The organism is Mucilaginibacter gracilis (assembly GCF_003633615.1).
Classification (GTDB): Bacteria; Bacteroidota; Bacteroidia; order Sphingobacteriales; family Sphingobacteriaceae; genus Mucilaginibacter; species Mucilaginibacter gracilis.
On sequence record NZ_RBKU01000001.1, the window covers coordinates 1,385,369 to 1,410,677 of the forward strand.

Genomic DNA, 25,309 nt, shown 5'->3' on the forward strand with positions numbered 1-25,309 from the left:
GAGTTAGGGTTTAAATGGCAAAACAACAGAGGAACAGCTGTTCAATTTAGGGCTTGAGTTGAGCATCACCTGGGTGAACCGAATACTTTTTTTAAAATTATTAGAGGCTCAGTTAATTAAATACCATAACGGTAATGAAAGGTTCAAGTTTCTGAATGTGCAAACAGTCAACGATTATGATGAGCTGCATAAACTCTTTTTTCAGGTACTTGCCAGACAATCCGCCAGTCGAACCTCCGCCATTCAACAGAAATATAGTCATATCCCATATTTGAACAGTTCTTTATTTGAAATTTCTCCATTGGAGGATGTCAGCTTAAAGGTTAATGGCCTGGATGACAATTTAGATATAGATTTATATAGTAATTCAATTCTTACCCGGAAACGCCTAAAAAGTAAAGATTTAACCGCAATGAACACATTGCATTATTTTTTTGAGTTTTTAGAGGCGTACGATTTTGCTTCTATCGGTAAAGAAGAAGTCCAGGAAGAAAACAAGACGATTATTAATGCTGCAGTATTAGGTCTGGTATTTGAGAAAATGAATGGCTACCGCGATGGTTCAATATACACCCCGGGTGCCGTCACTATGTTTTTATGCCAGGAAACCATTCGTAAAGCAGTGGTTCAAAAATTCAACGACGCATATGGGTGGAAATGTGAAGATATAAATGACCTGAAAAATTATCTGGCTGATCGTAAGAATCGCAAAGATATTTTAGAATTTAACTTACTGATTGAGTCCATTCGTATTGTTGACCCAGCTGTCGGTTCCGGCCATTTCCTGGTATCAAGCTTAAATGAATTAATTGCCATCAAAGCGCAATTAGGGATACTGGCGGATAGCGAAGGAAGCCGTCTGAGTGATGTTGATGTTAGTATAGCCAATGATGAGTTGGTCGTTACCTATCGTAACTCCTCATTTTTTGAATATGCTGTTACAACAACTGTATCCGGCGGTCACATCATTGCGCCGGAAATTCAGCGTATTCAGGAAACCTTATTTAATGAAAAACGCAAACTTATAGAGGGGAGTTTGTTTGGGGTTGACATTAACCCTAACTCTGTAAAGATCTGCCAGTTAAGATTGTGGATAGAACTTTTAAAACACGCCTATTATAAATCAGATGAGAACTACACGCAATTGGAGACATTACCTAATATTGATATTAATATCAAACATGGTAATTCATTAATCAGTCGATTTAAGGTTAAAGATGAAATATTTGAAAGAATACCCTCCTTTATAAAAAAGCTCGATAATTATAAAAGCTGGGTAAAAAAATATAAAGACACCAATGACAAAAACTTCAAGGAAGAGTTAAAAGGCAACATAGAACTTTTCATTAATGAGTTCAAGCGCCAAGATCCCCGAATAACAAAATTTGAAAAGCTATTTATTAAGAAGAACGAGGAATATATCTTAAAATATAAAGCTATACAATTGTTCGAGCGGAACGACGATAATAAGCAAGTAGCTCAACGGGGATTATTGGAAAAAGAAATTGAAGAGCTTTCAAAGAGTATTGAAGCTGCAAAAAACGACATCACTTACCGAAATGCTTTTGAATGGCGGTTTGAATTTCCGGAGGTCTTAAATGAAAGCGGTGATTTTGAAGGCTTTGAAGTCGTGATAGGGAATCCGCCATATATCCAGTTGCAAAAAATGGGGGAGGATGCAGATGCTTTGCAAAAAGGCGATTACAATACCTTTACCCGTACCGGTGATATTTATTGTTTGTTCTACGAACAAGCCATTCGTTTACTTAGGCCTAACTACTATTTTGGTTTTATAACTTCTAACAAATGGATGCGGGCAAATTATGGAGTTGCGACCCGTAAGTTCTTTTTGGGGGAAACTAATCCACTTTTATTGGTTGATTTTGGTGGTTACCAGGTGTTTGAATCGGCAACTGTCGACACGAATATGCTCATTTCCCAAAAGGCTGAAAATACCGGCAAAACACAAACATGCTTGCTAGATAAAAGCCTGGGTAGTTTAGAAAAAATGAGCGATTTTATTAGACAGTCAGTTACCACACAGGGGGGCTTTAAACCAGACGGCGGGTGGGTTATACTTTCGCCATTAGAGGCCACCATAAAAAACAAGATTGAAGCGGCAGGAACACCTTTAAAAGATTGGGATATCAATATCTACCGAGGTATATTAACGGGGTACAACGATGCCTTTATTATCGACCAGAAAACCAGAGATGCGCTCATAGAGGCTTCGCCTAAAAATGATGAAATTATACGTCCGATTCTTCGTGGCAGGGATATAAAAAAATATAATGCTCAGTTTGCCAATCAATGGATTATTAACACCCACAATGGTATCAGGGAAAAGAAAATTCCACCCGTTGATGTAAAACAAGACTATCCGGCGGTGTATGACCATTTATCAAAATACGAGGATGCTTTATCAAAACGATTAGATAAGGGGCAACATTGGTCGAACCTAAGAAATTGCGCCTACTTGGAAAATTTTGAAAGTGAAAAAATTGTTTGGATCGAATTAACTGATCAACCAAATTTTGCACTTGACAAAAGTGCATTTTACCTGAATAATACTATTTTCTTCATGACCGGCGACCATTTGAAATATTTGCTAGCATTTTTAAATTCCAGGCTTTGTGAATGGTACTTTGACAAAATCGCAGCGACTTCCGGGGCGGGAACCAGACGTTGGATCAAAATGTACATCGACCAAATTTGCGTACCATTTCCTGATAAGGAAATAGAATCAAAAATTACTGGTATAGTAGACTCGTTAAACGAATCATTTGACATGAAGCTTTACAAAAGTCTTGATAATAAAATCTATGATATATTTAAGCTCTCTTCTGAGGAAATCGACTTATTAATAAATGCATCTTTATAAATTAATTGCTTTTCTTCCAGAGTTATATTATATAAAGAAAATACAACATCATCAATCTCCTCTTCAATTTGCTTTTTGAGGCTTGGGGAGGCTGATAATTTTTCGATTAATAACACCAATTGCATCTGAATATCCTTTGGAATTGCCGGTATAGGTAGTTGTTCAACAAACATTGGTTTATATTCAAAGTAACCTCCATTTCGTGTTACACCTAACTGTTTTATATAAAAATCGGCAAGCCTCGAATTTAATATTCCAACTAAATAAGTTTCATCAGTAGCGATAAACGATGATGGTGCATTAATATAGTATCCAGCATCTACCAATGAGAATTGGCCATTAAGTGCAAGATTACCCCAGGCAATTTTGGGCTTTTCAAAATCTTTGTAATAGGCTACATTATCCTGAATTTCAAACCATTTGTAAGGCCCCGGTTTTCTGCCAGTTGGTTCATTGTTGTTGCGCGGCCTTAATTTTTCGTAGTATGAATTCAGGTATTCTTTGATACTAGGGTATTGATCGATATCTATTCCTTTTCTCGTAAAAATGATCCATTTATTATCCCAATTAATTTGGTAACGTTTAATGTCTTTGCCGGACAAAATCGGACGTATAATTTCATCAGCTTCAGGACAATTTATTAGCAATTCGTTTCTTTTGTCGGCATCAATAATAAAGGCTTCATTAAATCCAGTTTTAATGCCATAATTAATTTCCAAGTCCCAATCTTTTAAAGGGGTTCCGATGGACTCTATTTTACTTTTTATCGAAGCCTCCAGCGGAGTGAGGATTACCCATCCACTATCAGGTTTGAATCCCTTTTGGGTGGTGACCGATTGCCTAATAAAAACGCTCGTTGTTTTTATTATATACCTATCATAGTTAAATACACGGCAAGCTTAATTTATACTTGTCTTATATAAATTAAATCAAGTAATAAATTAATCAACATGAACTACGGATACATTCGCATTAGCACAGACAAACAGACAACAGAAAATCAACGGTTTGAAATTCAAAACTTTACGGACAAACGGCAAATATTTATAAACGAGTGGATAGACGAAACTATAAGCTCTACAAAAAAATTGGAAATCCGCAAGTTCGGAGCGTTATTACAGAGGATGCAAAAAGGGGATGTCCTTATTGTATCCGAATTATCACGTTTGGGGCGCAACTTAATGCAGATCATGAAGATTTTGCATGATTGTATGGAAAAAGATGTTATGGTATATACGGTTAAGGAGAATTATGAACTCGGTAATAATATCAATTCAAAAGTATTGGCGTTTGCTTTTGGCTTATCAGCCGAAATAGAGCGTAACTTAATATCCCAACGAACAAAAGAGGCGCTCGCGCGAAGGAAAGCAGAAGGACAGATACTTGGCCGTCCAAAAGGCAGCAAATCGCAAATGCGTAAACTTACAGGGAAAGAAGACGATATTAAATCATTGATGAATAAAAAAATATCTTATAGTGCTATAGGTAGAATTCTTGGAGTTCACCGCTTAACCGTCTCTTCATTTGTACGTGAAAAAATATAGAACCTGTTTAAATTAAAGCGACAGGTCTGCGACCCGCTGAACCCACCATCCCTTATTCAACTGTTAAGCAACCAACAGCGCGAGCCGGGTAAAAAGTCAAGGCCCGGGCGGGGCCGCTGAAAGCGAACAACTCCCGCCCGCTTGTATAGCCTTTACTTTTTATCCCGGCGGTGGGCTATCTTCGCGGCACAGGTGAATAAGGAATGGCAGTTATTCTATTTCGGTTTGGCGGTGTAGACGGTCAAATACTTAAGAAAGAATGATTGCCCCCTGCTCGTTTATAAAAACATCGATTGCAATTTAGAAGCCACGAACGAGAGTAATTTCACCGGTTTTTACATTCACGCTAACCATTTCTTTTCGTCCGTCTTTATAACGGTGCATGAACAGGTCGGGGGTCGTACAATTTTGATCCCTATAGCTAATATATAGGCCCTTATCAAGAAGTTCTTGCTCTACTTTTTGGATGATGGGTTCTAATAATTCCTGAACTTCTTTAAATGATCGCTCAAAAATGGGTTTGAAAGGTTGTTCAGACATTTTTATTATTAATCGTAAACACTACAAATTGAACGAAAGAGTACCCGTTTTATGATCAAAAAACGAAGGAAATGTTTAAGGCATTTCCTTCGTTGATTTTATCGGCCTAATGACGGGCCACGGTCATAGCCTTGGTCTAAATCTTCTCCGGGGCCCCTCCCTTTTTTTATTAGTTGCTCGTTCTTCAGGTTTTCTGCGATCAAATTCGGTAAGCCTGATTCAGATAAAGGTTTAACAATGGCCCTTAATTCGCTTTGAATGGGATTTTCTTTTAGCAGCGCAACATGGTCAATTCCATGTTCTTTTGCTACAGCAATTGGATCAAGCTTAATTTCGTTAGGTATTTCCAGCAATACCACATTTTTAGGCAATGCCTTAATATTTTCAGGAGGTTCGTACAGGCTATGTTTTTTGTTATCATAAAAACATAAGTAAGTGTCACCGGACGCTGATAACTCCATATCTTTAAATTCAAGCTGATTACTCGGGACTGCTGTTTCCCGTATTTGCTTTAACCGCCAGTCAATCGTAAAGTCGGTACCTGCAATATCAATATGGGGTAGTTCACCTGCCAAACGTCTGTCCAGCAACTCTGTCGCTTTCTGCTCCTGGATTTGCTGCGCCATTTGAGCTTGCAGCTGTTTCTGGGTCGGGTATTCCGATTTCATCTCCGCCTTGAATGCTTTGATTTCTTTTTCATCGGCATTCCGCTTTTTCATCAGATCGAGCACCAGTTGTACCCGTTGATCAAAATATAACTTCAGATTGGTTGTCCATTTGCGATCAATCTCTTCCTGGAATAACTGCACAGCATTGGGTGGATTAGTGCCCAGCAGATGAACCCCCTCTTTATAGGAGCCTTCGAGCGCCTCGACCGCGCGTCCATAAATCTGCAACTTATGATATAGCGATTCGGATTGTACTGCAAATAAGGTCGGCGCAACCAAATTGTACCTGGAATCGTGGGCCTCTTTACCGACAGCTCTTCCGCCCTTTTCTTTGGCTTTCATGTCCTCGAAACGGATATGGGTACCTAATAAACTCAAACGCGGATGAACCGCCAGCAATTTGATTTCCACACGATAACCCTTTTGTTGCAATTCAGCAATGGTCTTGTTCATAGCTGGGCCGGACGAGAATGTAGTTTCCAGAATATAGTTCAACCTGTTGGCTTCGCAATAACCTCGCAGGCCATTATTCCAGTCATGTGCATATTTGACAGTTATTTCAGGGTAGTAGGTTTCGTACCTGTTTTTGATTTCCTCTGCCTTTGGATGATAGTCACGGAACAAATCGGCATTACAACTAATTGCCTGGCCGCCTAACTCTTTAATGGCCAGCTTTTCTAATTCTGTTTTACCAGCACCTGGCTGACCACCTAAAATAATTACGGTAGGGCTGCCTGATGGCAGAATGCCACGGGTCAGATCATCAATAATATCGCCTTGTATCAGATTGAATTCATCTGGTGTAACGGCATACAGTCCTTTTAATGACGCCGTAAAGTCTACGGCCACCTCGCTGCTTAGATCTGGAGTTTTTTTTTCTCAGCTAATAAAATCGGGCTGTATTTTTCTATGACCTGCTCCATCTTTTCCAAACTGGAAAATGTTTCCGTGTCCCGGCTCACCTTAATTCCTTCATCGCGTAGGGTTTCTAATTCTTTGACACGATCCTGATCTGGCTTTACCTTATTAAGTTCATTCCGGCGCTCTCTTGAAGCAAGGGCAACTAATCCATTTAAAATAGAATTAGCACTCTCGGTTAATGAATACCAATCGAGTGGGTTACGTTCCTGTACCGTTGAAGTGGCAGTTAATGGCAGGTTCAATTGTTCCGCTATCTTAACGTAATCCTGGTAATCCATCACTACCCTAACTGGTGTCCCGGTGGCATCTGTCACAAATTGTGTTTCCATACTCTTATCCATAACGTCTATCAAATTTAATAATTATAAGTGATTAAATAATTGTTATTGCTGTTCTTCTTTTGCCTTAGCCAAAGCTTTTGACATCCTTTCCCGTTGTAATTTTCCCGATTGAGCGTAGATCTCATTCCAGGCCGAAATACAGGCGTTACCCTCTTTGTTGTATTGGTGGGCTTGATAGGCATCTATCGACCGGTTGATAAAGGAGCCGAGGTATATGACAATTAAAAACATCAGCCCCCAGAAAAAGAGCCTACCGAAAACCATTCGGTAATACTCTCTTACATTGGTTTCGGGGAACAGGTTGATCTTCAGCTTCCGCTCAATTGACATTGGCTTTTTCTCTATGGCTGAGGTAATTCGCTGATAGCCCTGATCGATTGCAGCCACGACCAGCGAAAGATCGGGCTTTGGTGCTTCTACTTTAAAATTCCTGATCTGATCTATCAGCCCGTCTATAACCTGGTCGCGCTTTTGACGTGCTTCTTTTTCGGCTTCCATAAACTGTTGCGTTTTGATATCCTGTTCCACCATATCTTTTAATATGGTCATCAGGGTAGATTGGTCTATTTCCATTTCTTTAATTTTATCGGGTTATACCATGAGATTGTTTACGTTCTTGTTGCTGCATTTTAAGTAATTCCTCCTGTCGTTTTTGTTGTTGGATTTGCTGTTGTTGTTTCATTTGTTCCTGTTTAAGTTTATTTTCAATATCCAGTAAGGCATATCCAACCTGGCTGCCCTTGAAGCGAACTTGCTGCTGGTCGGTAAAAGCGATACCCCTGCCAAGCTCTACGGCATACCCTTGTTTTTCCATATAGTTTTTGACCTGCCTTATGTTTGCACATTGTTTGATTGCATGGCCTAAATGTTTTTTCAAGGTTTCTTTGCGCTGGTCTACTCGCTGACTTTGTGCTACACGTTGTTCTGCTTTCAAAAATTTGTTCGGACTTAACACTGGTGTCAGCTTATAGCTCCGTTCCATTTCCCGGCAAAATTCAGCCATGCGCTTATAACTGTTGCTGTCACTGGCCGTCGGCCCGTCGTAACCGATCCGGTTAGCCACGATATGCAGGTGTTCATGGTCAGTATCGGCGTGTGTGATGACTACATACTGTTTATCCGCAAAGTCAAACTTTTGAGCCAGCGCCGCCGCAATATCCGCTTTGTCCTGCCGGTCTAACCGATTGGCGTCCTGATGCGCCAGGCTGATTGACATATGAAAGACAGGCTTGCTTACGTTAGGGTTAAGCTTACTGACTTCGACAAACTGCCGGATCAATTCTTTCTTGTTGCCAAAACATTGATTATAATAAATCACTTCTGCCTGTTTCTTTTCCATTTCCAACTTTTGTAGTTCCTCATTTTCCTGTAACCTACCCTCGTGTAGATATTGCATACAACCCCGGAAACTTTTTCCAGTTGCTATTTTTCCTATCATACCAAATAGAATTTAACGTCCTTTACTACCTCCTGTATGGCTCTAACCTCCTGGTTGAGCAATGCTCTGTCCAGCGCATTCAGGTCTTCCCCTTTATTTCGCTTTTTTGCGATCTGGTTCAAATTAGCAGCCATGTGATTGAGCATTCCGGTAATTTGCAGCACCTCTTTCGGTAAGGTTTTAACCACCATCCTGACACGACCGTTTAACCCTAATTCCCGCAGATAAACGGACACATTGGTGCGGGCACTTTTGGCATTGGACTGGATGATCTTTTTTTCGATGATATTGCACATAACGGTTAAGTGGGTGTTTCTTTTAAGTTCTGCTTTTGGCCTTCCACCCTTATTGCCTGTTCTTTTTTTAATTATTTTTTGCATATAAATAAATAGGTGTATAGATGTTTATATAGCTAAAACCAATCTTATCAAAGTCCTCAAAAAATCCCCCCGAATGCGATAGCATGAGGGGGGCCAGCGAGTTTCGGCAGGGCCGAAACATAGCTGGCTCCGCAAAAACGGAATTGCCGATGCTGTCCTGCTGATCTCCTTCATAACCCTAACCCCCGGCTTTGCTGTTGAATTTTGAGATAGGCGTTAAGGTCTTTGTGGCCGCTATAAAAGCGGCTGGCATCCTCCGCGTTCGGAATGCTTTGTTTAATGAAAGCCAGCTCCTTAGCTGCCGCTGCATCGTGATCCAGGTACAATTTTGCAGTAGGATATTGTTGCAAAATCTCCAGGCTTTTCCCTACAAAACTAAGTGAGTTTAATACCAGGAAATCGCCGAGCAGGTCGCGTTTTTTCAATGTTAGCAAAGACAAAAAATCGGTGAAGCCCTCAAATAAATGAATTGTGCATGCACCCTGACTAATGTGGGTCAGATCTTTGGGGGATGATGACAATTTAAATTGCGCGTTGCGCAGCTCGTAGCCGCCGGAACGGTTCTCAAAACCGATGGCGAGGTAACGTTGTCCGTTCAGCGTAAACAATACTTCCTTGCACCAGGCCTTAGCCGTGTAATAATCTATCGCACGTTCATGCAGATACTTTATTAACGTCAGGTTTTGCAATTCGCCAGCCTGGATAATATTTATTTTATGTTCCGGTTCAGCCGCTGTAGTCGTTACCGGCCGATGAAAAGAAAGTGAACGATCTCCCGTGCTTAACCGGGTTAATAATTGTTCTACTGTACATTGATGCAGCCGAATACCCAAGTCGATAAAATTGCCGCCAACTCCTATGCCATGATCAAACCACGCATTGAGTTGAGTATTGACTTTAAAAGAAGCGGTATTTTCCTCCCGGATCGGAGAGAGATACCAATGGTTAACACCATTAATGTATTGCGGGCGGAAGCCGCATTTAGCCAGGTAGTCGATTATCGAGATTTGCCTGGCCTGGTTACAATTCATATTCATAACCGACCTTGCTTTTGATTTATCGGATGATTGCCAGCGGATATCCAAGCCAGTAATTGTTTGCGAGAAAATAAAAGCTTGCCTTCAACTTTACAAAAAGGGATTTTTTTCCTTTTGACTAAACCATAAAGAGAAGTAACCTCGTATTTGATAAGGTTGGCGGCTTCTTTGGTGTCCAGTAAAGTATCGTCCTGTGGATTGCTGTTTGGGTTCACCCTGACGGCATTTTTAACGGATGACTCGATCAGCTCCTTGAGTTGATCGGTCGATAGGGTTGTAATAAATGTAGTTTCGTTCATCGTAAAAAAATTGATGAAGCAAAACAATACTAAAAAAGCCCAACGATACTGAACGAAGTTGAACGTAGTTAGGCTTTAATCCGGTAATCTTTGATCTTGGCTAAGATTTTCAATGCATTTTTAGCGTATTTGCTGCTTTTGATTTCCCCCAACAACATAATACCGGCATCTTTCTTTTTGGTGATGTTGCCGGAAATGTCGGCTACGTTTTCAATGCCTTGGAAAGCGGAAAAAGATTGTTTTAGCAGTGCCGAATACGGCTCAAGTTTGATACGGGTAAAGGTATGGTTAAGCTTATAGGTAGCGTGCATCAGCAGGCAGAGGATAGGCTGATAATCGGAAGATAATTCGTAATAGCGGTGTTCCCTATCGGGTAAGGAGACGCCGGCGTTTTCAGACACACAGAACAGTTCGCCCAACAAGTTTTCTACCTCTTTTTCGGTCTTAAAAAAAGGCAGTATTGCCACCGATTTGCAACGATGAATATCGAGCAGTACCTGCCATAGCTTGATGATCTCGTCTGCAGGATATTTGAGCGCGATCTTGTGTATTCCGTTAGTTTGCACCACGGTATTTTGTAACGTTAAAACTGGGGGTTCTGCCACCGGGGTAGCTTCGATTAATGGTTCGCCGGTTATTTCTTTGACAGATAATTTGGATAAGTTCTGATAGGTTTTGTAGGATTGAACCAGACAAGCCTGGATATACCCCAGGCTATATAAAACTTCGGGAATGACAAAGCCTTCAAAATACAAGTGGTGATGACAATAATTCATAAAATCAACCAGCACTTTAAGCTGTTCCGCAGGGGCTAATGAAAAGAAAAAAGAACCGATCTCCCGGTCGAAGTTTTGCAAGCCATCAGTATACCCTTTAAAAAATTGGGCCTTGATTTCTTCGACCAGTTCAGGATTGACCGGAAAGCTATTCTCCCGCAATAGTTGATCGAGGTTATATGGGTCGAACAGCTTTTGCAGGTTAATTTCACTAACAAAAAAATGCTCTTCTCTTAAAAAAATTTCCTTGAAAGGGAATAGCATGCCGCCATAATTGAATACTGATTGGTCACGCTCGAACAACCCATCAACCGATGACAAAAAAACGGCCTTATGGTAGTTGTCTGTATTGATACCCCTATTGGGGTGAAAATTCGGCAGGTTTAGAAAATACATGCTCAATTAGTTGACAAATTCGGATCAAAATTGGTGACATTATACATAACCAAATTCTTTTATTTTTGTGTTGCCACGGTATTATTAACCACTTTTAATCCCTCATTTAATTCCCCATTAATCCCTCATTGTTTTACAAGACCTGCCAAAACCCACCTTTATCGGCTCCTATTCGTTCTAATTTTTTCTCTTTCTGTAGCTTGCCTATATTACGTTCAATTGAACGATTTGAAACTCTTATATTTGCCGCAAGTTCAGCAATGGTAATGGTTGGGTTTTGTGTTACCATTAAAAGAATTTTCTCCGACGTTTTCTCCGACGTTTTCTCCGACGTTTTCTCCGACGTTAGTTTAGCGGCAGAATAGACTGTGACCTGAAAACCATGCTGCATATTTTCAAAAAGAGGGGACTTTAGCCCATAATCAGCAAACGCTTCCTGAATCCGTTTAATTCCAGAGCCATATTTTTCTATCAATTGAGCTTCTTTGAATGTTGCGGCTATTTTTTTATTTCTTGCTTGGGAAATATATTGACCACTTAGTAAGTTAGCAATAGATATATCACCGGGTAGCCTCCCTGGATTGAAAAACTCGATGTGATCATTAAATATCTTGACCGAGGAATCGCCGTAATGTGTATAGTCGCGATGGACGATCATATTGATAACGATTTCCCGAATAGCCGGTATGGGGTATTGCCATCGTTCTTCCCGCTGTGGGTCACCTGAAATGATGTAAGACTTATTGATATGCTTCCTGACAAAATTTATAACATCTTCAACCTCGGTAAATAAATTGGAACGAATTGATAAACTATCTTTGATACTTGTAGCGGTATCAAATCTACCCAACTCCATGCTGGCAGAAAAAACATCATGATCAGCAAATAGTAAGTAACATGCATTGGTGACCCCTGACGCTTTAATTAATTCAAATTTAGTAAGCACTGTTAAAGGGTCGTCCTCAATGCGAACCTCCCTATCTTTGTTACACATGGCAACAAAGTCGCGTACCTTATCCAGGGATAACGTGTCTACTGTGTATTCTGGATTAATATAGCTATCCCAACTTGAATTAAAAGATTTAAGATGCAGGTCTGAAATTTCAGTTAATGAAAGTTGATGATTGGAATTTCTAACCCTTTTAAAATAGCGGCCTTTAAAGGAAACCGGCTTTATAGGAAATTCCTGAACATACAGGGAAGCCACATCTTTTCCCTGTATGGTAATTATTTCCGCATCGGGTATGATACTTGGCTGCGTCTTATTCTTAACTTCATTTACCCAATTCTGAAGGGTTTCACCTCCGATGGTAAATGACTTTATAGGGTTGCCCTCGTTATCTACGCCGACAAGCACTTTGCCGCCCTTGGTGTTGGTAAAAGCGACCAAGCTCTCAATAACGGCATCGCTAAAGCTACTTTTAAATTCTGTATGGCTGTCCTCCTGCATTAGTTGCTATAAGTATTACAATATGGTTATCATTGGCTTGCCGCAAAAATAAGAATGTTTAAATACATTCGTTGATCCTGTCGTCAAACAACGGATCGCCTATTTCATCTAAATAGATTTCGGTGGTTTTAATGCTATCGTGACCAAGAGACTTACCAATATCTTCTTTCGATACCCCTTTGATCCTCAATGCAGAAGCGTAACTGTGCCTTGCAACATAGGTGGTCAGGTTTTTTTGTATTTCAGCATCTCCGGCCATGGTTTTCAAATCTTTATTAACGCGTTTCAATATTTTAAGTCTCCTGTCCCGTTGTGATCGCACAGTCGCGTGACGTTTATAAAGTATCGGAAAAACGTAACCGGCATCACTATTGCCTTCCAGGACACGGTAATAATCGAGTATTTTAAGAGCTTCGGGATGTAGTTTAAAATCAAACTCCTCTTTTGTTTTTGCACGAACATAGTTAATAAACCCGTCCCTAATATTTGTCCATTTAAGACTGGCAAGGTCAGCAAAATTTAGTCCGCGGCAATAATAGCTGAACAGGAAATAATTGCGCGAATTGATCAGCTTGTCGTCTTCGAGGTTTAATTCCACTATTTTATTGATCTGCTCGACACTAATTGCGCGTTTTTTGGTCTTTGGGGCATTATATTTCGAATAGGAAAAATCTTTAAATGGATAGTGGTTTTCCCGGCAGATCTTTTCTTTCATTGCATTACGCCAAACGGTGCGGAATGTCCGAAAATCGATGCTTCGCGTAGTGATTGCAATATTGTTCTTGATCAGCCAATCTTCAAACCGGCGCAAAAAATTAACATCAATATCTTCGAAGTTCATGTCTTTTTCTTTCATAAACTTGTTAAGTCGGCTGCGGGTCACAATATGAACGCCGGCATAACCATATCGTTCCATTGATTTTAAGCGGGCGACCTCGCTGTCAAAAAACTCCAAAAGCATCAATTTAGGGGTTGTTTTAACTGCACCTGTCAGCTTTTCAACAAGGGATTTAATTTCACTGACCCGTGGTGACCGGTCGTCGGGAACATTGGCAAAATAGAATGTGGACTTAACCTTAATATTATTAAGCAACGCATTGATAGATTTATGATTGATATGCGAATCCAGCACGCATTGTGACGCCTTATTCCAATTCTCTTTCGTAGAACTAACCTTCGTCGACACCTCGTAGTTGTTCCGATTTTCTGTTATCCGAAACATGATCGGATGCTCGCCAGAGGGAAGCGTTTTGTTGATTCTCAACATTAATTTCGTCGTAATTGCCATATTAGGTCTAACATTTTGTAAATTTAACGATTAAAAGGCTCATTCTTAAGGTAAAATGCAACTTTTTAGGTCTAACATAGGTCTAACATTTTAGTCAAAAATAGCAAAAAATAACCTAAAAATACATAATCGCAAAAATGAAAAATGGCAATTTTAGCTATGAAATGCGGTTTTTAGTTAATGAAAATAGCTGACTTAAAGGCATGGGGTGCTGGAGGTCGTGGGTTCGAATCCTGCCATCCCGACAAAAGCGATACCAATCGAGCCGAAGGCTCTTTAAATCGTATGATTTAAGGAGCCTTCTTTTTTATTCTACCACAAGTTATTCAAGGATAATGGGACCTATTCGGTGACCCATTTCTATTTTTTACTTTTAGTCAACGGAAGTACTTTAAAACTGATAGTCAATTAATTGATTGGTTTATTTTGACCCATTTTGATGCCGTTTGATACCTGTTTTTTAATCAAATCCGTGCCCCTTTTTCAAAGGATATATCAAATCGGTCAAAACCATGCTTTTGTAAATTATCAATTGAAATAGCTATGAGTACCACAAACAACACCTTCTGCGTTGCTTTTTACCTTAAAAAGCAAAAGACCACCCAAGCGGGAAAATCACCGATTTATGCCCGCATTACAGTAAACGGCAAGCGCATTGAAATTTCTGTTAAACGTGAAAGAATATGCTCTTTGCGATTATATTTCGAGGAAGCGTATAAAGATAAATTTCTCATCTAAATTTATTTGTAGTAGCTTATTTAAAGGTTCTTCAATAATGCTCAGTGCTATAATGCAGGTAACCGCCTATCATCATTCACAAAGGATAAAAACTGTATTGGAAAGATACCATCACCAATTCGAATTGATTTTATGACCACCTTATTTGCACGCCCTTAATCCGATAGAACTTGCTTGGTGGTACATGAAAAAAAGATATTTCACAACAGATATCTCCAAACAATAGATCAGCCCCTTGAATTACCCAGGCAGTTTATGGCCAACTTAGAAGTGGAAAACCACTAAGGTAAAATCTTGTAAAATAGCAATTCTGCAATTAATTAAACTCGATATACTCTTGATAGCAGCAGCCAATGCAAGGCTGTTATATTTGTTTTTGGCGGCTTATTATAATACTCTCCCATCCGCAAGCTTTTAACAATACCAATAAAAGCACCCACCCCACTTTAAGGCATGTATTTGACATTGGCGGCAATCACACTGGCATATAAACAATGCTCAAAAATTTAAAGCTTCGTTGTAGCAATTATTAATCTAAAACCCATCAAATGCTAATTTGGATTACGTTAATTTGAGCTTAAAAAAGAGCCTATATGGTATTTTTTGGGCTTATTAGGTGCCATTATATTATATAAAATTGTTTATTATTTTATCATCCTATGAAAAGCCGCACTATCCTATCGAAAAGTGAAACAGCATGGCATATTCCCAAGTGTCCTAGGTGTGCAGATACGCTTCAAAGAATGCCGCGGTCGGCGTTCGTAAAACTGCTTTTCCCCCATGTAAAGAAATATTTTTGCTTTAAATGCATGAGATCAAGGTATATTAGAAAGCCCAGAAAAATAATCCCCAAGCATGCTGAATATTTTGATAAACGAGAATATAGGATTACCGTATAATTCATATAATGTTGGGTTGAAGAAGATGCATAATGACGCATTTTTTACCAGATGGAAAAACGTCAATTTAAGCCGTGTTGCACCTTTTATTTATTTACGTTATTACGAAAGACATTCTACTGTATACGAAAAGCAGTCTACAGTATCGGGACTGACCACCAAGGGATATTTTTACCTAAACAATGAATTTGCAGCATGTGAGGTTTTTGTTGAAAAAGTGCAGGAAGGTTTCTGGATGATTGCAATGGAAATCAGGTCGAAAGAGAATATTCACTATTATATTACACCAAAGCACAAAACCAACTTCTACTCGGCTAACTTCATTTCTAGCTCAACGGAAATCGGATATCAAAATGGCAAAGATATTCACTGGGATAGTACCCAAGTGCTTTTTTTTGATCCAAGTACGTCTCATGAGATTTACCTCAAAAAAGGAACGCGAGTAAAATGCAGCCGACTTATTTATACCAACAATTTTCTTAACGCTCTGGCTGGCAGTGAAATAAATTTCTCATCAGAGAAAGGCCAGTTCAATCAGACCATCAGCAATAGGACGATGGTGAAGGCAGAAGATTTTCTTCAGGATCGTTTGTTTAATATTTTACGTTACGAGCGCAATGAGTATCACTACCGGGCATCACTCTTTAGCGCAGCTTATGGGCTGACGACATTCTTTTTAAAACTTCTATCTGGCAAAAAAGAGATAATGAATGATCTCAACAAAAAGGACAATTATGCAATGCTAAAAGCGGCTAAGATACTTGAAGTGCATTTTTCTGACCGTTTCCCCGGAATTCATAAACTGGCATTTGATTGTAATATCTCGGTATCCAAACTCAAACGAGATTTCAAGAAAATTTATGGTATAACACCGCTGAATTATTTCCGCAACCTCCAGGTTACTTATGCAATGGTTTCCTATAAAGAACGAGAAAAAACGGCTAAGGAATTAGCTGCCGATTTAGGTTTTAAAAAAAGCAGCAACTTTTCGGCGTGGTATAAAAACATAAATGATCATCAAAATTATATCACTAAATCGTAAGGAAATGGGTAAGGTAACTACGGTCGGCATTATTGACGACGATAAATTTTACAGCACCATAGTATCCAGGCAATTGGAGCGCGCCAATATGCAAGTTATGTTTAATGCGTCAGACGGTAAGTGTGGATTGGCCGAACTACAGTCAATGTTAATTCACCCTAAAGTGGTTATTGTTGATATTGAAATGCCCATAATGGATGGCTTTGAGGTGGTAAGATATTTGAAACAAGCGTGGCCCCGTTTGCCAATTATTGCACACTCGTCGTTAACAAGCGACACTGTTCATCAACAGATCATTGCTGATGGTGCCGACATGTTTATTTTAAAGCAGCCAAACGCATTAAAGCTGATTGATGCTATTAAAAAATTAACAGCTATAAAAGTTAGTTAACAGCAAAAAAGTACACTATTGTATGGGGTTATTTACCCTTACCCTGCACCATAACTTTAACTGTTTTAAAAATAATGTTAAGGTCGGAGTTTAGGCTTATGTTTTGCAGGTAAAGTAAATCATAACGCACCCTGTCACGCATTTGGTCCACATTTTCGGCATAGCCGTAATGTACCTGCCCTATAGAGGTAACTCCCGGCCTCACCCGAAGCAGTTTTTTGTAATTAGGTGTCTTCTCTACTATTTGTTCGATAAAATGCTGCCGTTCGGGCCTTGGGCCAACTACAGACATATCGCCTTTTAGTACATTCCAAAATTGAGGGAGTTCATCCAGCCGGGTTTTGCGCATCATACGGCCCCACTTGGTAACCCTCGGATCATACTCTCTTGCTAATTGCGGACCAAATTTTTCGGCATCAATACGCATGCTTCTAAATTTGTGAATGTAAAATGGTTTTTCGTTACGGCCAATCCTTTGCTGCTTGTAAAATACCGGGCCTCTGGATGTTAGCTTAGTAATTATTGCCAAAATTAAAAATGCAGGGAAGCCCATTATCAGCACACTTGCCGAGAAGGCGATATCAAATGCGCGTTTTAAAAACCGTATCTTCATTGAAATTTGAGGATGCGATGTGATATGCAGTATTGGAAGCTCATTATAGTTAACTAACTGAGCACCATTATTGTTTAAAATCAAATCAGATACTACATTTATTTTTATAAAGTTGCTATCACCAAATTGCACCAAGCGTTTTAAAAATTCGCCATCCATTTGTTTATAGCAAATAAATATTTCGTCGGGTTTTTTGCTTAAAAGTGCGTCGGTTAACTCTTGCTCGGCCATATTTAGCACGCGCTCTTCGGCAATAAAATCGGCTAAATTATAACCGTATTCCGGATGGTGGCTGAACGAATTTAAAAGGCGCTGTGCTATTTCTTCGTCTCCTATAATAACAACCTGCCTATTGTTATAACCCTTCTTCCTGATAAAATCTAAACAGAAGAAAACAACCGACCGATAAATGACTACAAAACAGAAAAATAAAACATATGATACAACTAAAAAAAACCTGGGGATGTATGCCAGCTTAAAAAAATAGAATATAACAAATACAATAAGCAAATGGTAAATTAGCGATGCCATAAACTTATTAATGTTATCACCCAATTGTAGCGGCCGTTTTATTTTAAAGTTTCCGGATATAGCCGCAACAGATAGCCATGTGATATTAATAAAAAGAAGGAAAAGGGTGGTATCTGCATCCCACAAATACGATTTTGTTTGTATTAAGTGCCCGCTATAAAAAGCCCAATTCAATAACAAAAGATCTGTAATGAATATCAATCCGGGGAAATACTTAGAGTAACGTACAGACATATATTCAGTTTAAATAAAACACTTTTTTATACTAACCGCTTAATTATTTAACAAAACGCAGTGATTAATATTGGTGCTTTACCAAAAATGATGCCGCAAGCTATATTTGTATTTTTTAAGGATTTAGAAACCTTTTAAACTGAAAAGATGTATTATAATCGATACATTAAAGTATACATATCTAAACGAAATTTATGTAACACCCGGCGATAATTAACAAGCCTGTCGGAAATCGAATCACTAACCGCTTTACCCAATTGAGTAAAGTGCAACATGAGAGCCAGAATGTTGTTATCCAATTGGCAATTATCCCCAAAAGTTTTTTTGTGAATGCAGTATTTTGATTGAGTTGATGATAGCTGGCTACCGAATGGTTTGCCTACTGGATGCGGACGACATTTAATTTTTTGTGTTGATACCTGGTCATCGCGATCATTTTCGGCCAGGATAGCATCCATTATTACTTATCTGTGTCGGTTTATTTGCACCGCATTTAATGTACGTTACATAAAACGTATTACTTTATACCAATTGCCTAATAGTTTTCTTAACCAACATTTCTGAGGCCTACCGGGGTTTCGTTTAATTTATTCCAAGCTTTAATACTATCATCTATAAAAGCGGACGTTAATTTAAAATGGTCTTTATCGTTTGGGCAAACGAGTTTAAATTTGGCTTTAGGCAATTGTTCAATAACAGGTCGCGCTCCACAAATTCTGCAATTTTCGCAATAAATGTTTTTTTGAATAGAAATGTACATATAACAAATTTTAAATACCCACAAGTTACTGTCTCAATGGTTAGTCAATTATTAGGCCACTTAAATTTAAAAAATCAGGGGAATTATTAATCCTATTTATCAATATGCCCCCAAAACTAACATAAAACCATTTGTCCAACAACACTATTAAACGGTTCTCCGTCATAATAGTTTAACCAAAACAACTAAATATTTATAGCACAAAGCGTCTCTAAAGTTAAATTAGTGCCATTCAGCATTTTAATTTTTTAAATACAGCTCGCTTTATATTTGGTTCCGTAAAGTTTGTTTTTATAAGGCTGCCTAATACCAATACTATTGGCAATTTGGCTTTAATACACCATCCCTAAATCACATTAATAATTTTTACCCACATTACCGCAACGCTAACTTACAGCATATGTGTAGCCTTTCATCATTAATAACCAAAATGAAAATTCGAAATTTTACGCTTTTAATAATTACTCGTCAAAATCTAATTGGTTTTCTTAAGCTTTTCGTCAACAAACTTTTTAAATTTTTGTGCAAATATTGCCGAGCTAAACTTTTGTGAATGATCTCTGATAAATTTAAAATCTAACGCAGGTTCAAGAGCTTCAAATTTTAACACCGCCGCTTTAATAGCATCAACATTCTGCTCATAAAATAAAACGCCTGTTTTATTCTCTATTATTGTTTCCAGTGCTCCTCCTTTTCCAAAAGCAATAACCGGGGTTCCACAAGCCTGGGCTTCAACGGGCACTATTCCAAAATCCTCTTCGGCAGCAAAAACAAAGGCTTTTGCTTTCGACATATATTTTTTTAAAACATCAAATTGTTGAAAACCCAATAATTGTATATTGTCGGTTTTTAGTTTTACAATTTTCTTCATATCCGGTCCATCGCCAATAACAACGAGAGTTTTATCCGGCATTTCGGAAAAGGCTTTAACAATTAAATCAATTTTTTTGTAAGGCACCAATCGCGAACAGGTAAAATAATAATTGTCTTTTACCTCTTCTAAAGCAAAATCGTCTACAGCTACATTTGGATAAATTGTGAAACTATCTCTATCGTAAATTTTCTTGATTCTTTTGCCAATATAGTTTGAATTAGAAATAAAAAAATCAACTCTATTTGTACTGATAATGTCCCAAAAACGAATACGGTGAAGGAAATATTTTGCTAAAAAACCTTTTAAACCTTTATCTAAACCAGATTCTTTTAAATAGGGGTGATATAAATCCCAGGCGTAGCGGATGGGCGAGTGACAATAACAGATATGAGTTTGATTAGCATTTGTTAACACCCCCTTTGCAACCGAGTGCGACGAGCTTATAATTAAATCATAGCTTGATAAGTCAAACTGCTCTATGGCTAATGGAAATAAAGGGAGATAGGTGCGCCATTTGGTTTTAGCAAATGGCAGTTTTTGGATAAAGGATGTTGTTAGCTTATGGGCACTTAAACCCAATTTATCAACTGTATCGCTAATAGCTACTAATGTAAATAAATCTGCTTCAGGATAAATTTTTGCTATTTCCTGAACAACTTTTTCTGACCCGCCGATGGTTGTTAACCACTCTTGAACAATAGCTACTTTCATTTTACTTTTGACAATATTTAAGAAAGAACTTTTTTTTTAAAGCTTGGCGAAAAAAAATTCACACTCAAGCAATAGCGAAATTAACAAAATTTGGAGTAACACTCGTTTCATATCGTTATTATTGCAATAGTTTCGTAAACAAACGCATTACACCATAATTTAAGCAGTATAAAATGGAGATTTCTTATATAACATCATATGATTCGAAGGACGTTCATAAGTGGTCTGGATTGGGGTATTATATAGCAAAAGGCTTAGAAGCACAAAACAACAATCTTGATTATATTAGTATAATTAAACCAAGAACGCCCATAGCCATACTCAAAAAGATATTTTACAAATCGTTAGGAAAGGGATTTTTATTTGACCGCATACCTTCGGAATCAAAAATTTTTGCAGATGAAGCCAAAAAAAAAATAAAGCAAAATACCGACATTGTATTTTCGCCCGGATCAACAATTTTTAGCTACCTGGAAACTAACAAGCCTAAAGTATTTTATACAGATGCCACTTTTGCCGGCATGATAGATTTTTATAAATCATTTACTAACCTAAGCAGGGAAACGATAGAAAACGGAACAATGCTGGAAAAAACCGCATTGAACAACTGCGACCTGGCTATATACTCATCCGACTGGGCTGCGCAATCCGCAATAGACAATTACGGAATAAATCCTCAAAAAGTTAAAGTGGTGCCTTTTGGAGCAAATATTGATAGTGACAGAAACTTAAATGACATCAAAACTATTGTATCAAAAAAGAACTACTATACCTGCAACTTACTGTTTGTAGGCGTTGAGTGGGAAAGAAAAGGCGGTCCGCTTGCATTAGATGTTACCAAAAGGCTCAACGAAATGGGGTTAAAAACAACCTTACACGTTGTTGGCTTGCCCAAACTTCCTTTAAAAAACATTCCGCCCTACGTAGTAAACCATGGTTTTGTTAGTAAAGGCAATGCCGAAGGTAAGCAACGGCTTGATAACTTATTTACCAATGCACACTTTTTAATTGTACCATCCCTTGCCGAAGCTTATGGTTTGGTTTTTTGTGAGGCCGGCTCGTTTGGTTTGCCGGCAATATCCACTAATGTTGGAGGCATACCAACAATTGTTAAAAATAACATTAATGGACAATTGTTTGATTTAGGAACGCCTGCGGTAAAATATTCGGATTACATCTATAATACTCTTAATAACCCACAGGTTTATCAAGAATTATGCATCTCATCATTTAACCGATACGAACAGGAACTGACGTGGAATTCTGCAGGAAAAAAGTTGACGGCTCTTTTAGATGATGTCAGATAAATTACTGTATCAGATTACTAAATTTAGCCGAAAAATTTTCAAAATTATACTTTGCTTGCGTTTTAAGGTATTGCGCATACGCTATGTCCAACTTTTCTGTACCTGATTTTTTTAGAATGGAGTCTATTTTTAAAACAAGGTCTTCTTCATCTTTAAAATTCACGGCTCCTGTATGGCTCGCAATCTCTACTAATCCGCCTCTATTTGCAACAAACGTAATGCAAGAGCAAGCCATGGCTTCAATAGCAACAATACCGAAAGGTTCGTTCCATTGCGATGGAACTATAGAGAACTGCACACCTTTAGATTTTATTGCCAAAGAAACATTGGTTGACTTGCCTGTAAAGATAACGTTAGCCGTTGCCCTATTCCGAAGCGATTGATAGTAGTTTGATGTGCCAACTTCAGCATCGCCGATAATATAAAACTCAATATCAGGATACTTTAACGCAATGTTTAAATAGGTATCAAAGCCTTTCTCTGGTATAATACGCCCAATACATACAAAGCTGTAATTGCTATCCTTGGGTTCGCTAAACCTATCTTCAAATTCAAGGTTACTAAACGTTGCCGAAAGCGATGGCTCAATTACCAACAACTTACTACTTTTTGTGCATTTTAAATTTGCCGACTCTAAAAAAGTTTCTAATATGTAATTTGAATTAAAAACTATTTTATAGGCTTGAGGAGAATCAACTATTTTTTGCAGCAGCAACTTGCCCGAGTGGGTAAAATCAATATGGATGTGATATATAAACTTCCTTTTCACAAAAAATGAAAGCAGATATATAAACATAAAATACCGAGGCCCATTTACATAAACATAATCATGTTGCTTAATAGTTTTAACTAACCTAAACAAACTCAGGTAATGGATTATCAATTTTGCCAAATCCAAAACACTTTTTTTTCCGTTGGTTAGTTTTAGTTGCGGCAAATAAAAAAAACCGGTTCCAGCGGCAGCGTTTGCTTCTACGTAATCACCTCGGGGCAAAGCTATTGTAGTTTTTAAACCTTTGGCATTGGCAGCAGCAACCAAATCTAACAATACACTTTGGCCACCGCCAATTTTGTTAAACTGATCTATAAATAATATCTTTTTCATTCAAAGTTATATTTATAAAATTTATTATAGCAAAGGGCAAGGGCAATAAAGGCCCAGATGTAAAATGAATATGCCGGTGCCAAGGTTAACATTGCTGATATGTTAAAAAGCGTTCCGATAAAAAACATTTGGTGATATTTTGATGCACTACGGTTTTTCCATAATTTTTTTAGCGTGTATATAATGAGAGACAATAAAGAAATACCTCCAATGATACCCTGTTCACTCAAAACTATCGAAAACAAATTTTGAGGAAAGATGCCGGCTTCTAACGTTAAGCCAAATGTACGTATGCCCATTTTAAACTCATACAAATACATATAGTATATGCTTTTACCTACACCCACGCCGGTAAAAAAATTATCGTTAAACATTTTTAATCCTATACGTGAAGTATATCTTCTGAAAGACCCGCTATCCAATGTATGATCGGGATCTTGAAAAAAATTGGCTATCTTGTTGGTAAATAGCGCGTCAAACGAATCAAATAAATTGTAGTAATAAACTGTAATTATTGCTATTAACAGAAATGTGAATACAACAGAGATCACAATCAATTTATTTTTAAAGCTGCTTTTGAAAACAAAAACAGAAAACAATAAAATAATTGGCAGAGCAATAAGCGTAGTTGATATAGTGGAAAGCAAGGAAGCAACATTAATGGCCGCAATAATTAACCAGATGTTTTGCTTAAAAAAATGCCTTGAATAAAAAACAAACAAACATATCCAGGCCTGATACAACACGTATATACCCGGTTCTTGCGATAATCCACTACCTCTGAAATAATATTTTGATTTGTTTTGAATAAATGAAGGCAGCGCCTGCACCACATCAAACGAAACCATGGATATTAAAGAATAGATTGATATAACCGTAGCTATGATTATTGATGTTTTAATTACTTTTTCAACATTATCATAAATATATTTAGATGAGCTTATGGTGTTAAAAGCCGCATAATTAAAAAACATAAATATGAGCTGAAGCGTAGGAAAGAAGTAGTAATTGTATTTAAAAGAATTTGCTTCGGGATATTTATTGTAAAAGCCAATGGGATATGTTTGGGTTATATAAGATAGTACATAGCTAATAACCGGCGAAGCAACAAAAAAGCAAAACAATATAAAAGTTAATTTGGTAATTTTTTTTGTTTTATCAAACGACAATATGTTAACTATAAGCAGTAGCAATGCTAGCAGTTCGTATATCTTAAAGCTACCGCCAATCCTGATAACAGGAAATTGCTGGAAGGCGATAAAAGCAAGTATGTAATAACTTAACTTGTTTTTTAATTTCTGAATTTCAATCACCTATATTTTTATTGATATACTTACACAAATAATAATTTCACTAATCTTTTTTAAGTATAATATTGATGTTCAATTTCCTTAAAACTTTTTTAGCGGCAAACTTAATAGTCTGCAAGTAATATAATTTAAGTGCTTCCTGCTTTGTAGCACTACCCGTTTCGCTTATAGCCCTATATGATTCCTTAACTACACCCAAAGTGTCACTTAGCCCGCCTAGTGCCATTTTAACTGTTATTTGGTCCATAAACCCCGCCTTTAAGTTTTCACCAACCCGCAGCAGCCATTCATAATCGCCACAAATTTTAAAAGATGTGTTATAGTTACCAAATTGCTTAAATAAGCTTTTGTGATGCAGCGAACCCGGATGCGCAATATTGCAAACTTTTCGTGATGTTTCCCAAACCCACGGCCAGCCCAATAGCCGAATAAATTTACCCTTGCCATCAACAATTTTTACTCGTGATGATATATAATTAAAATTTTCACTTTCTGCTTTATTTAAAAACTGCACATAACTACTAAAGGCATCGGGGTATACCTCATCATCCGAACCAACAAATGCAATCCATTCGCCTTGTGCTAAAGCCAAGCCTCTGTTCCAGGCCTCATAAACACCACTATCTTTTTCACTAATCCATTTATTAACAACATCATGGTATTTTTTTACTATTTCTATTGTGTTATCAGTTGACGCACCGTCAACAACAATCAGCTCAATATTTTTATAGGTTTGGTTTTTTATACTGAGCAGGTAATTCTCCAAAACTTTACCAGAGTTATATGTTGCTGTAATTATTGATATTAATGGTTGCATAGTTTTTTTAAGATCATT

General features: G+C 37.9%; 24 protein-coding genes and 1 pseudogene. 7 read left to right on the forward strand and 18 right to left on the reverse strand.

Annotated features, from left to right (window positions below; all coding sequences use genetic code 11):
- Positions 1-28 precede the first annotated feature (28 nt).
- Both BDD43_RS31175 and BDD43_RS31180 read left to right on the forward strand, forming a co-directional pair.
- Positions 29-1,891 (forward strand): annotated as a pseudogene (locus BDD43_RS31175) (type IIG restriction enzyme/methyltransferase); the annotation flags it as partial.
- 117 nt (positions 1,892-2,008) lie between these two features.
- Entirely contained in the window at positions 2,009-2,881 is an 873-nt protein-coding gene (locus BDD43_RS31180; RefSeq protein WP_449406650.1) for a TaqI-like C-terminal specificity domain-containing protein, read from the forward strand.
- On the opposite strand, the gene BDD43_RS05830 is transcribed toward BDD43_RS31180, so the two are convergent.
- Positions 2,821-3,600: a TaqI-like C-terminal specificity domain-containing protein gene (locus tag BDD43_RS05830; RefSeq protein ID WP_211339658.1), complete on the reverse strand. Its 780-nt coding sequence runs from the start codon at positions 3,598-3,600 to the stop codon at positions 2,821-2,823. The two genes, BDD43_RS31180 and BDD43_RS05830, sit on opposite strands and share 61 nt — an antisense overlap.
- A 231-nt stretch (positions 3,601-3,831) precedes the next feature.
- Here BDD43_RS05830 and BDD43_RS05835 point away from each other — a divergent pair, with 231 nt between their 5' ends.
- The gene (locus BDD43_RS05835; protein WP_121196788.1) at positions 3,832-4,425 is read left to right on the forward strand and encodes a master DNA invertase Mpi family serine-type recombinase; all 594 of its coding nucleotides are present in this window, start codon (positions 3,832-3,834) and stop codon (positions 4,423-4,425) included.
- A gap of 300 nt (positions 4,426-4,725) precedes the next feature.
- On the opposite strand, the gene BDD43_RS05840 is transcribed toward BDD43_RS05835, so the two are convergent.
- From BDD43_RS05840 to BDD43_RS05890, 11 genes are all read right to left on the reverse strand, one after another.
- Positions 4,726-4,965: a hypothetical protein gene (locus tag BDD43_RS05840; protein ID WP_121196789.1), complete on the reverse strand. Its 240-nt coding sequence runs from the start codon at positions 4,963-4,965 to the stop codon at positions 4,726-4,728.
- A gap of 98 nt (positions 4,966-5,063) precedes the next feature.
- Positions 5,064-6,482: a zeta toxin family protein gene (locus BDD43_RS05845; RefSeq protein ID WP_121196790.1), complete on the reverse strand. Its 1,419-nt coding sequence runs from the start codon at positions 6,480-6,482 to the stop codon at positions 5,064-5,066.
- Between the two features lie 8 nt (positions 6,483-6,490).
- Positions 6,491-6,907 carry a hypothetical protein gene (locus BDD43_RS05850; RefSeq protein WP_147425579.1) on the reverse strand — a complete coding sequence of 139 codons (417 nt, stop codon included), beginning with the start codon at positions 6,905-6,907 and terminating at the stop codon, positions 6,491-6,493.
- Positions 6,908-6,937: 30 nt separating this feature from the next.
- On the reverse strand, positions 6,938-7,468 hold the full coding sequence (locus tag BDD43_RS05855) for a hypothetical protein (protein ID WP_121196792.1): 531 nt from the start codon (positions 7,466-7,468) through the stop codon (positions 6,938-6,940).
- A 10-nt stretch (positions 7,469-7,478) separates the two neighbouring features.
- Complete coding sequence (locus BDD43_RS05860; RefSeq protein ID WP_394339622.1) at positions 7,479-8,234, reverse strand: relaxase/mobilization nuclease domain-containing protein; 756 nt, start codon at positions 8,232-8,234, stop codon at positions 7,479-7,481.
- A gap of 95 nt (positions 8,235-8,329) precedes the next feature.
- Positions 8,330-8,713: a plasmid mobilization protein gene (locus tag BDD43_RS05865; RefSeq protein ID WP_121196794.1), complete on the reverse strand. Its 384-nt coding sequence runs from the start codon at positions 8,711-8,713 to the stop codon at positions 8,330-8,332.
- 170 nt (positions 8,714-8,883) lie between these two features.
- Positions 8,884-9,750 (reverse strand): toprim domain-containing protein, encoded by an 867-nt coding sequence (locus BDD43_RS05870; RefSeq protein WP_121196795.1) that lies wholly within the window; start codon positions 9,748-9,750, stop codon positions 8,884-8,886.
- Positions 9,747-10,049, reverse strand: coding sequence for a helix-turn-helix domain-containing protein (locus tag BDD43_RS05875; RefSeq protein WP_121196796.1), 303 nt, complete (start codon positions 10,047-10,049; stop codon positions 9,747-9,749). Before BDD43_RS05875 ends, BDD43_RS05870 begins: the two co-directional genes overlap by 4 nt.
- Positions 10,050-10,117: 68 nt before the next feature.
- The gene (locus tag BDD43_RS05880) at positions 10,118-11,221 is read right to left on the reverse strand and encodes a hypothetical protein (protein WP_121196797.1); all 1,104 of its coding nucleotides are present in this window, start codon (positions 11,219-11,221) and stop codon (positions 10,118-10,120) included.
- Between the two features lie 133 nt (positions 11,222-11,354).
- Entirely contained in the window at positions 11,355-12,671 is a 1,317-nt protein-coding gene (locus BDD43_RS05885; protein WP_121196798.1) for an ATP-binding protein, read from the reverse strand.
- Positions 12,672-12,729: 58 nt separating this feature from the next.
- A complete protein-coding gene (locus BDD43_RS05890) occupies positions 12,730-13,959 on the reverse strand; it encodes a site-specific integrase (protein ID WP_121196799.1) in 1,230 nt (409 codons plus the stop codon).
- Between the two features lie 543 nt (positions 13,960-14,502).
- On the opposite strand from BDD43_RS05890, the gene BDD43_RS05895 reads away from it, so the two are divergent.
- From BDD43_RS05895 to BDD43_RS05905, 3 genes are all read left to right on the forward strand, one after another.
- Entirely contained in the window at positions 14,503-14,697 is a 195-nt protein-coding gene (locus BDD43_RS05895) for an Arm DNA-binding domain-containing protein (protein WP_121196800.1), read from the forward strand.
- 855 nt (positions 14,698-15,552) lie between these two features.
- The gene (locus BDD43_RS05900) at positions 15,553-16,638 is read left to right on the forward strand and encodes a helix-turn-helix domain-containing protein (RefSeq protein ID WP_121196801.1); all 1,086 of its coding nucleotides are present in this window, start codon (positions 15,553-15,555) and stop codon (positions 16,636-16,638) included.
- Entirely contained in the window at positions 16,607-17,029 is a 423-nt protein-coding gene (locus BDD43_RS05905) for a response regulator (protein WP_121196802.1), read from the forward strand. The genes BDD43_RS05900 and BDD43_RS05905 overlap by 32 nt, the downstream gene beginning before the upstream one ends.
- Before the next feature lie 28 nt (positions 17,030-17,057).
- On the opposite strand, the gene BDD43_RS05910 is transcribed toward BDD43_RS05905, so the two are convergent.
- From BDD43_RS05910 to BDD43_RS05920, 3 genes are all read right to left on the reverse strand, one after another.
- The gene (locus tag BDD43_RS05910; RefSeq protein ID WP_121196803.1) at positions 17,058-18,407 is read right to left on the reverse strand and encodes a sugar transferase; all 1,350 of its coding nucleotides are present in this window, start codon (positions 18,405-18,407) and stop codon (positions 17,058-17,060) included.
- A gap of 152 nt (positions 18,408-18,559) precedes the next feature.
- Positions 18,560-18,865, reverse strand: a complete 306-nt coding sequence (locus BDD43_RS29680; RefSeq protein WP_147425580.1) for a hypothetical protein — start codon at positions 18,863-18,865, stop codon at positions 18,560-18,562.
- Positions 18,866-19,642: 777 nt separating this feature from the next.
- Positions 19,643-20,752 carry a glycosyltransferase family 4 protein gene (locus tag BDD43_RS05920; RefSeq protein ID WP_211339659.1) on the reverse strand — a complete coding sequence of 370 codons (1,110 nt, stop codon included), beginning with the start codon at positions 20,750-20,752 and terminating at the stop codon, positions 19,643-19,645.
- A gap of 173 nt (positions 20,753-20,925) precedes the next feature.
- Here BDD43_RS05920 and BDD43_RS05925 point away from each other — a divergent pair, with 173 nt between their 5' ends.
- The gene (locus tag BDD43_RS05925; RefSeq protein ID WP_121196806.1) at positions 20,926-22,059 is read left to right on the forward strand and encodes a glycosyltransferase; all 1,134 of its coding nucleotides are present in this window, start codon (positions 20,926-20,928) and stop codon (positions 22,057-22,059) included.
- 1 nt (position 22,060) lies between these two features.
- Here the strand turns inward: BDD43_RS05925 and BDD43_RS05930 are convergent, their stop codons facing one another.
- Genes BDD43_RS05930 through BDD43_RS05940 form a run of 3 tightly spaced genes read right to left on the reverse strand, consistent with a single transcriptional unit; the run spans position 22,061 to position 25,291 of the window.
- Positions 22,061-23,164 carry a glycosyltransferase family 4 protein gene (locus BDD43_RS05930; protein ID WP_121196807.1) on the reverse strand — a complete coding sequence of 368 codons (1,104 nt, stop codon included), beginning with the start codon at positions 23,162-23,164 and terminating at the stop codon, positions 22,061-22,063.
- Entirely contained in the window at positions 23,161-24,477 is a 1,317-nt protein-coding gene (locus BDD43_RS05935; protein ID WP_121196808.1) for an O-antigen ligase family protein, read from the reverse strand. Before BDD43_RS05935 ends, BDD43_RS05930 begins: the two co-directional genes overlap by 4 nt.
- A gap of 40 nt (positions 24,478-24,517) precedes the next feature.
- Complete coding sequence (locus BDD43_RS05940; RefSeq protein ID WP_162846991.1) at positions 24,518-25,291, reverse strand: glycosyltransferase family 2 protein; 774 nt, start codon at positions 25,289-25,291, stop codon at positions 24,518-24,520.
- Positions 25,292-25,309 lie beyond the last annotated feature (18 nt).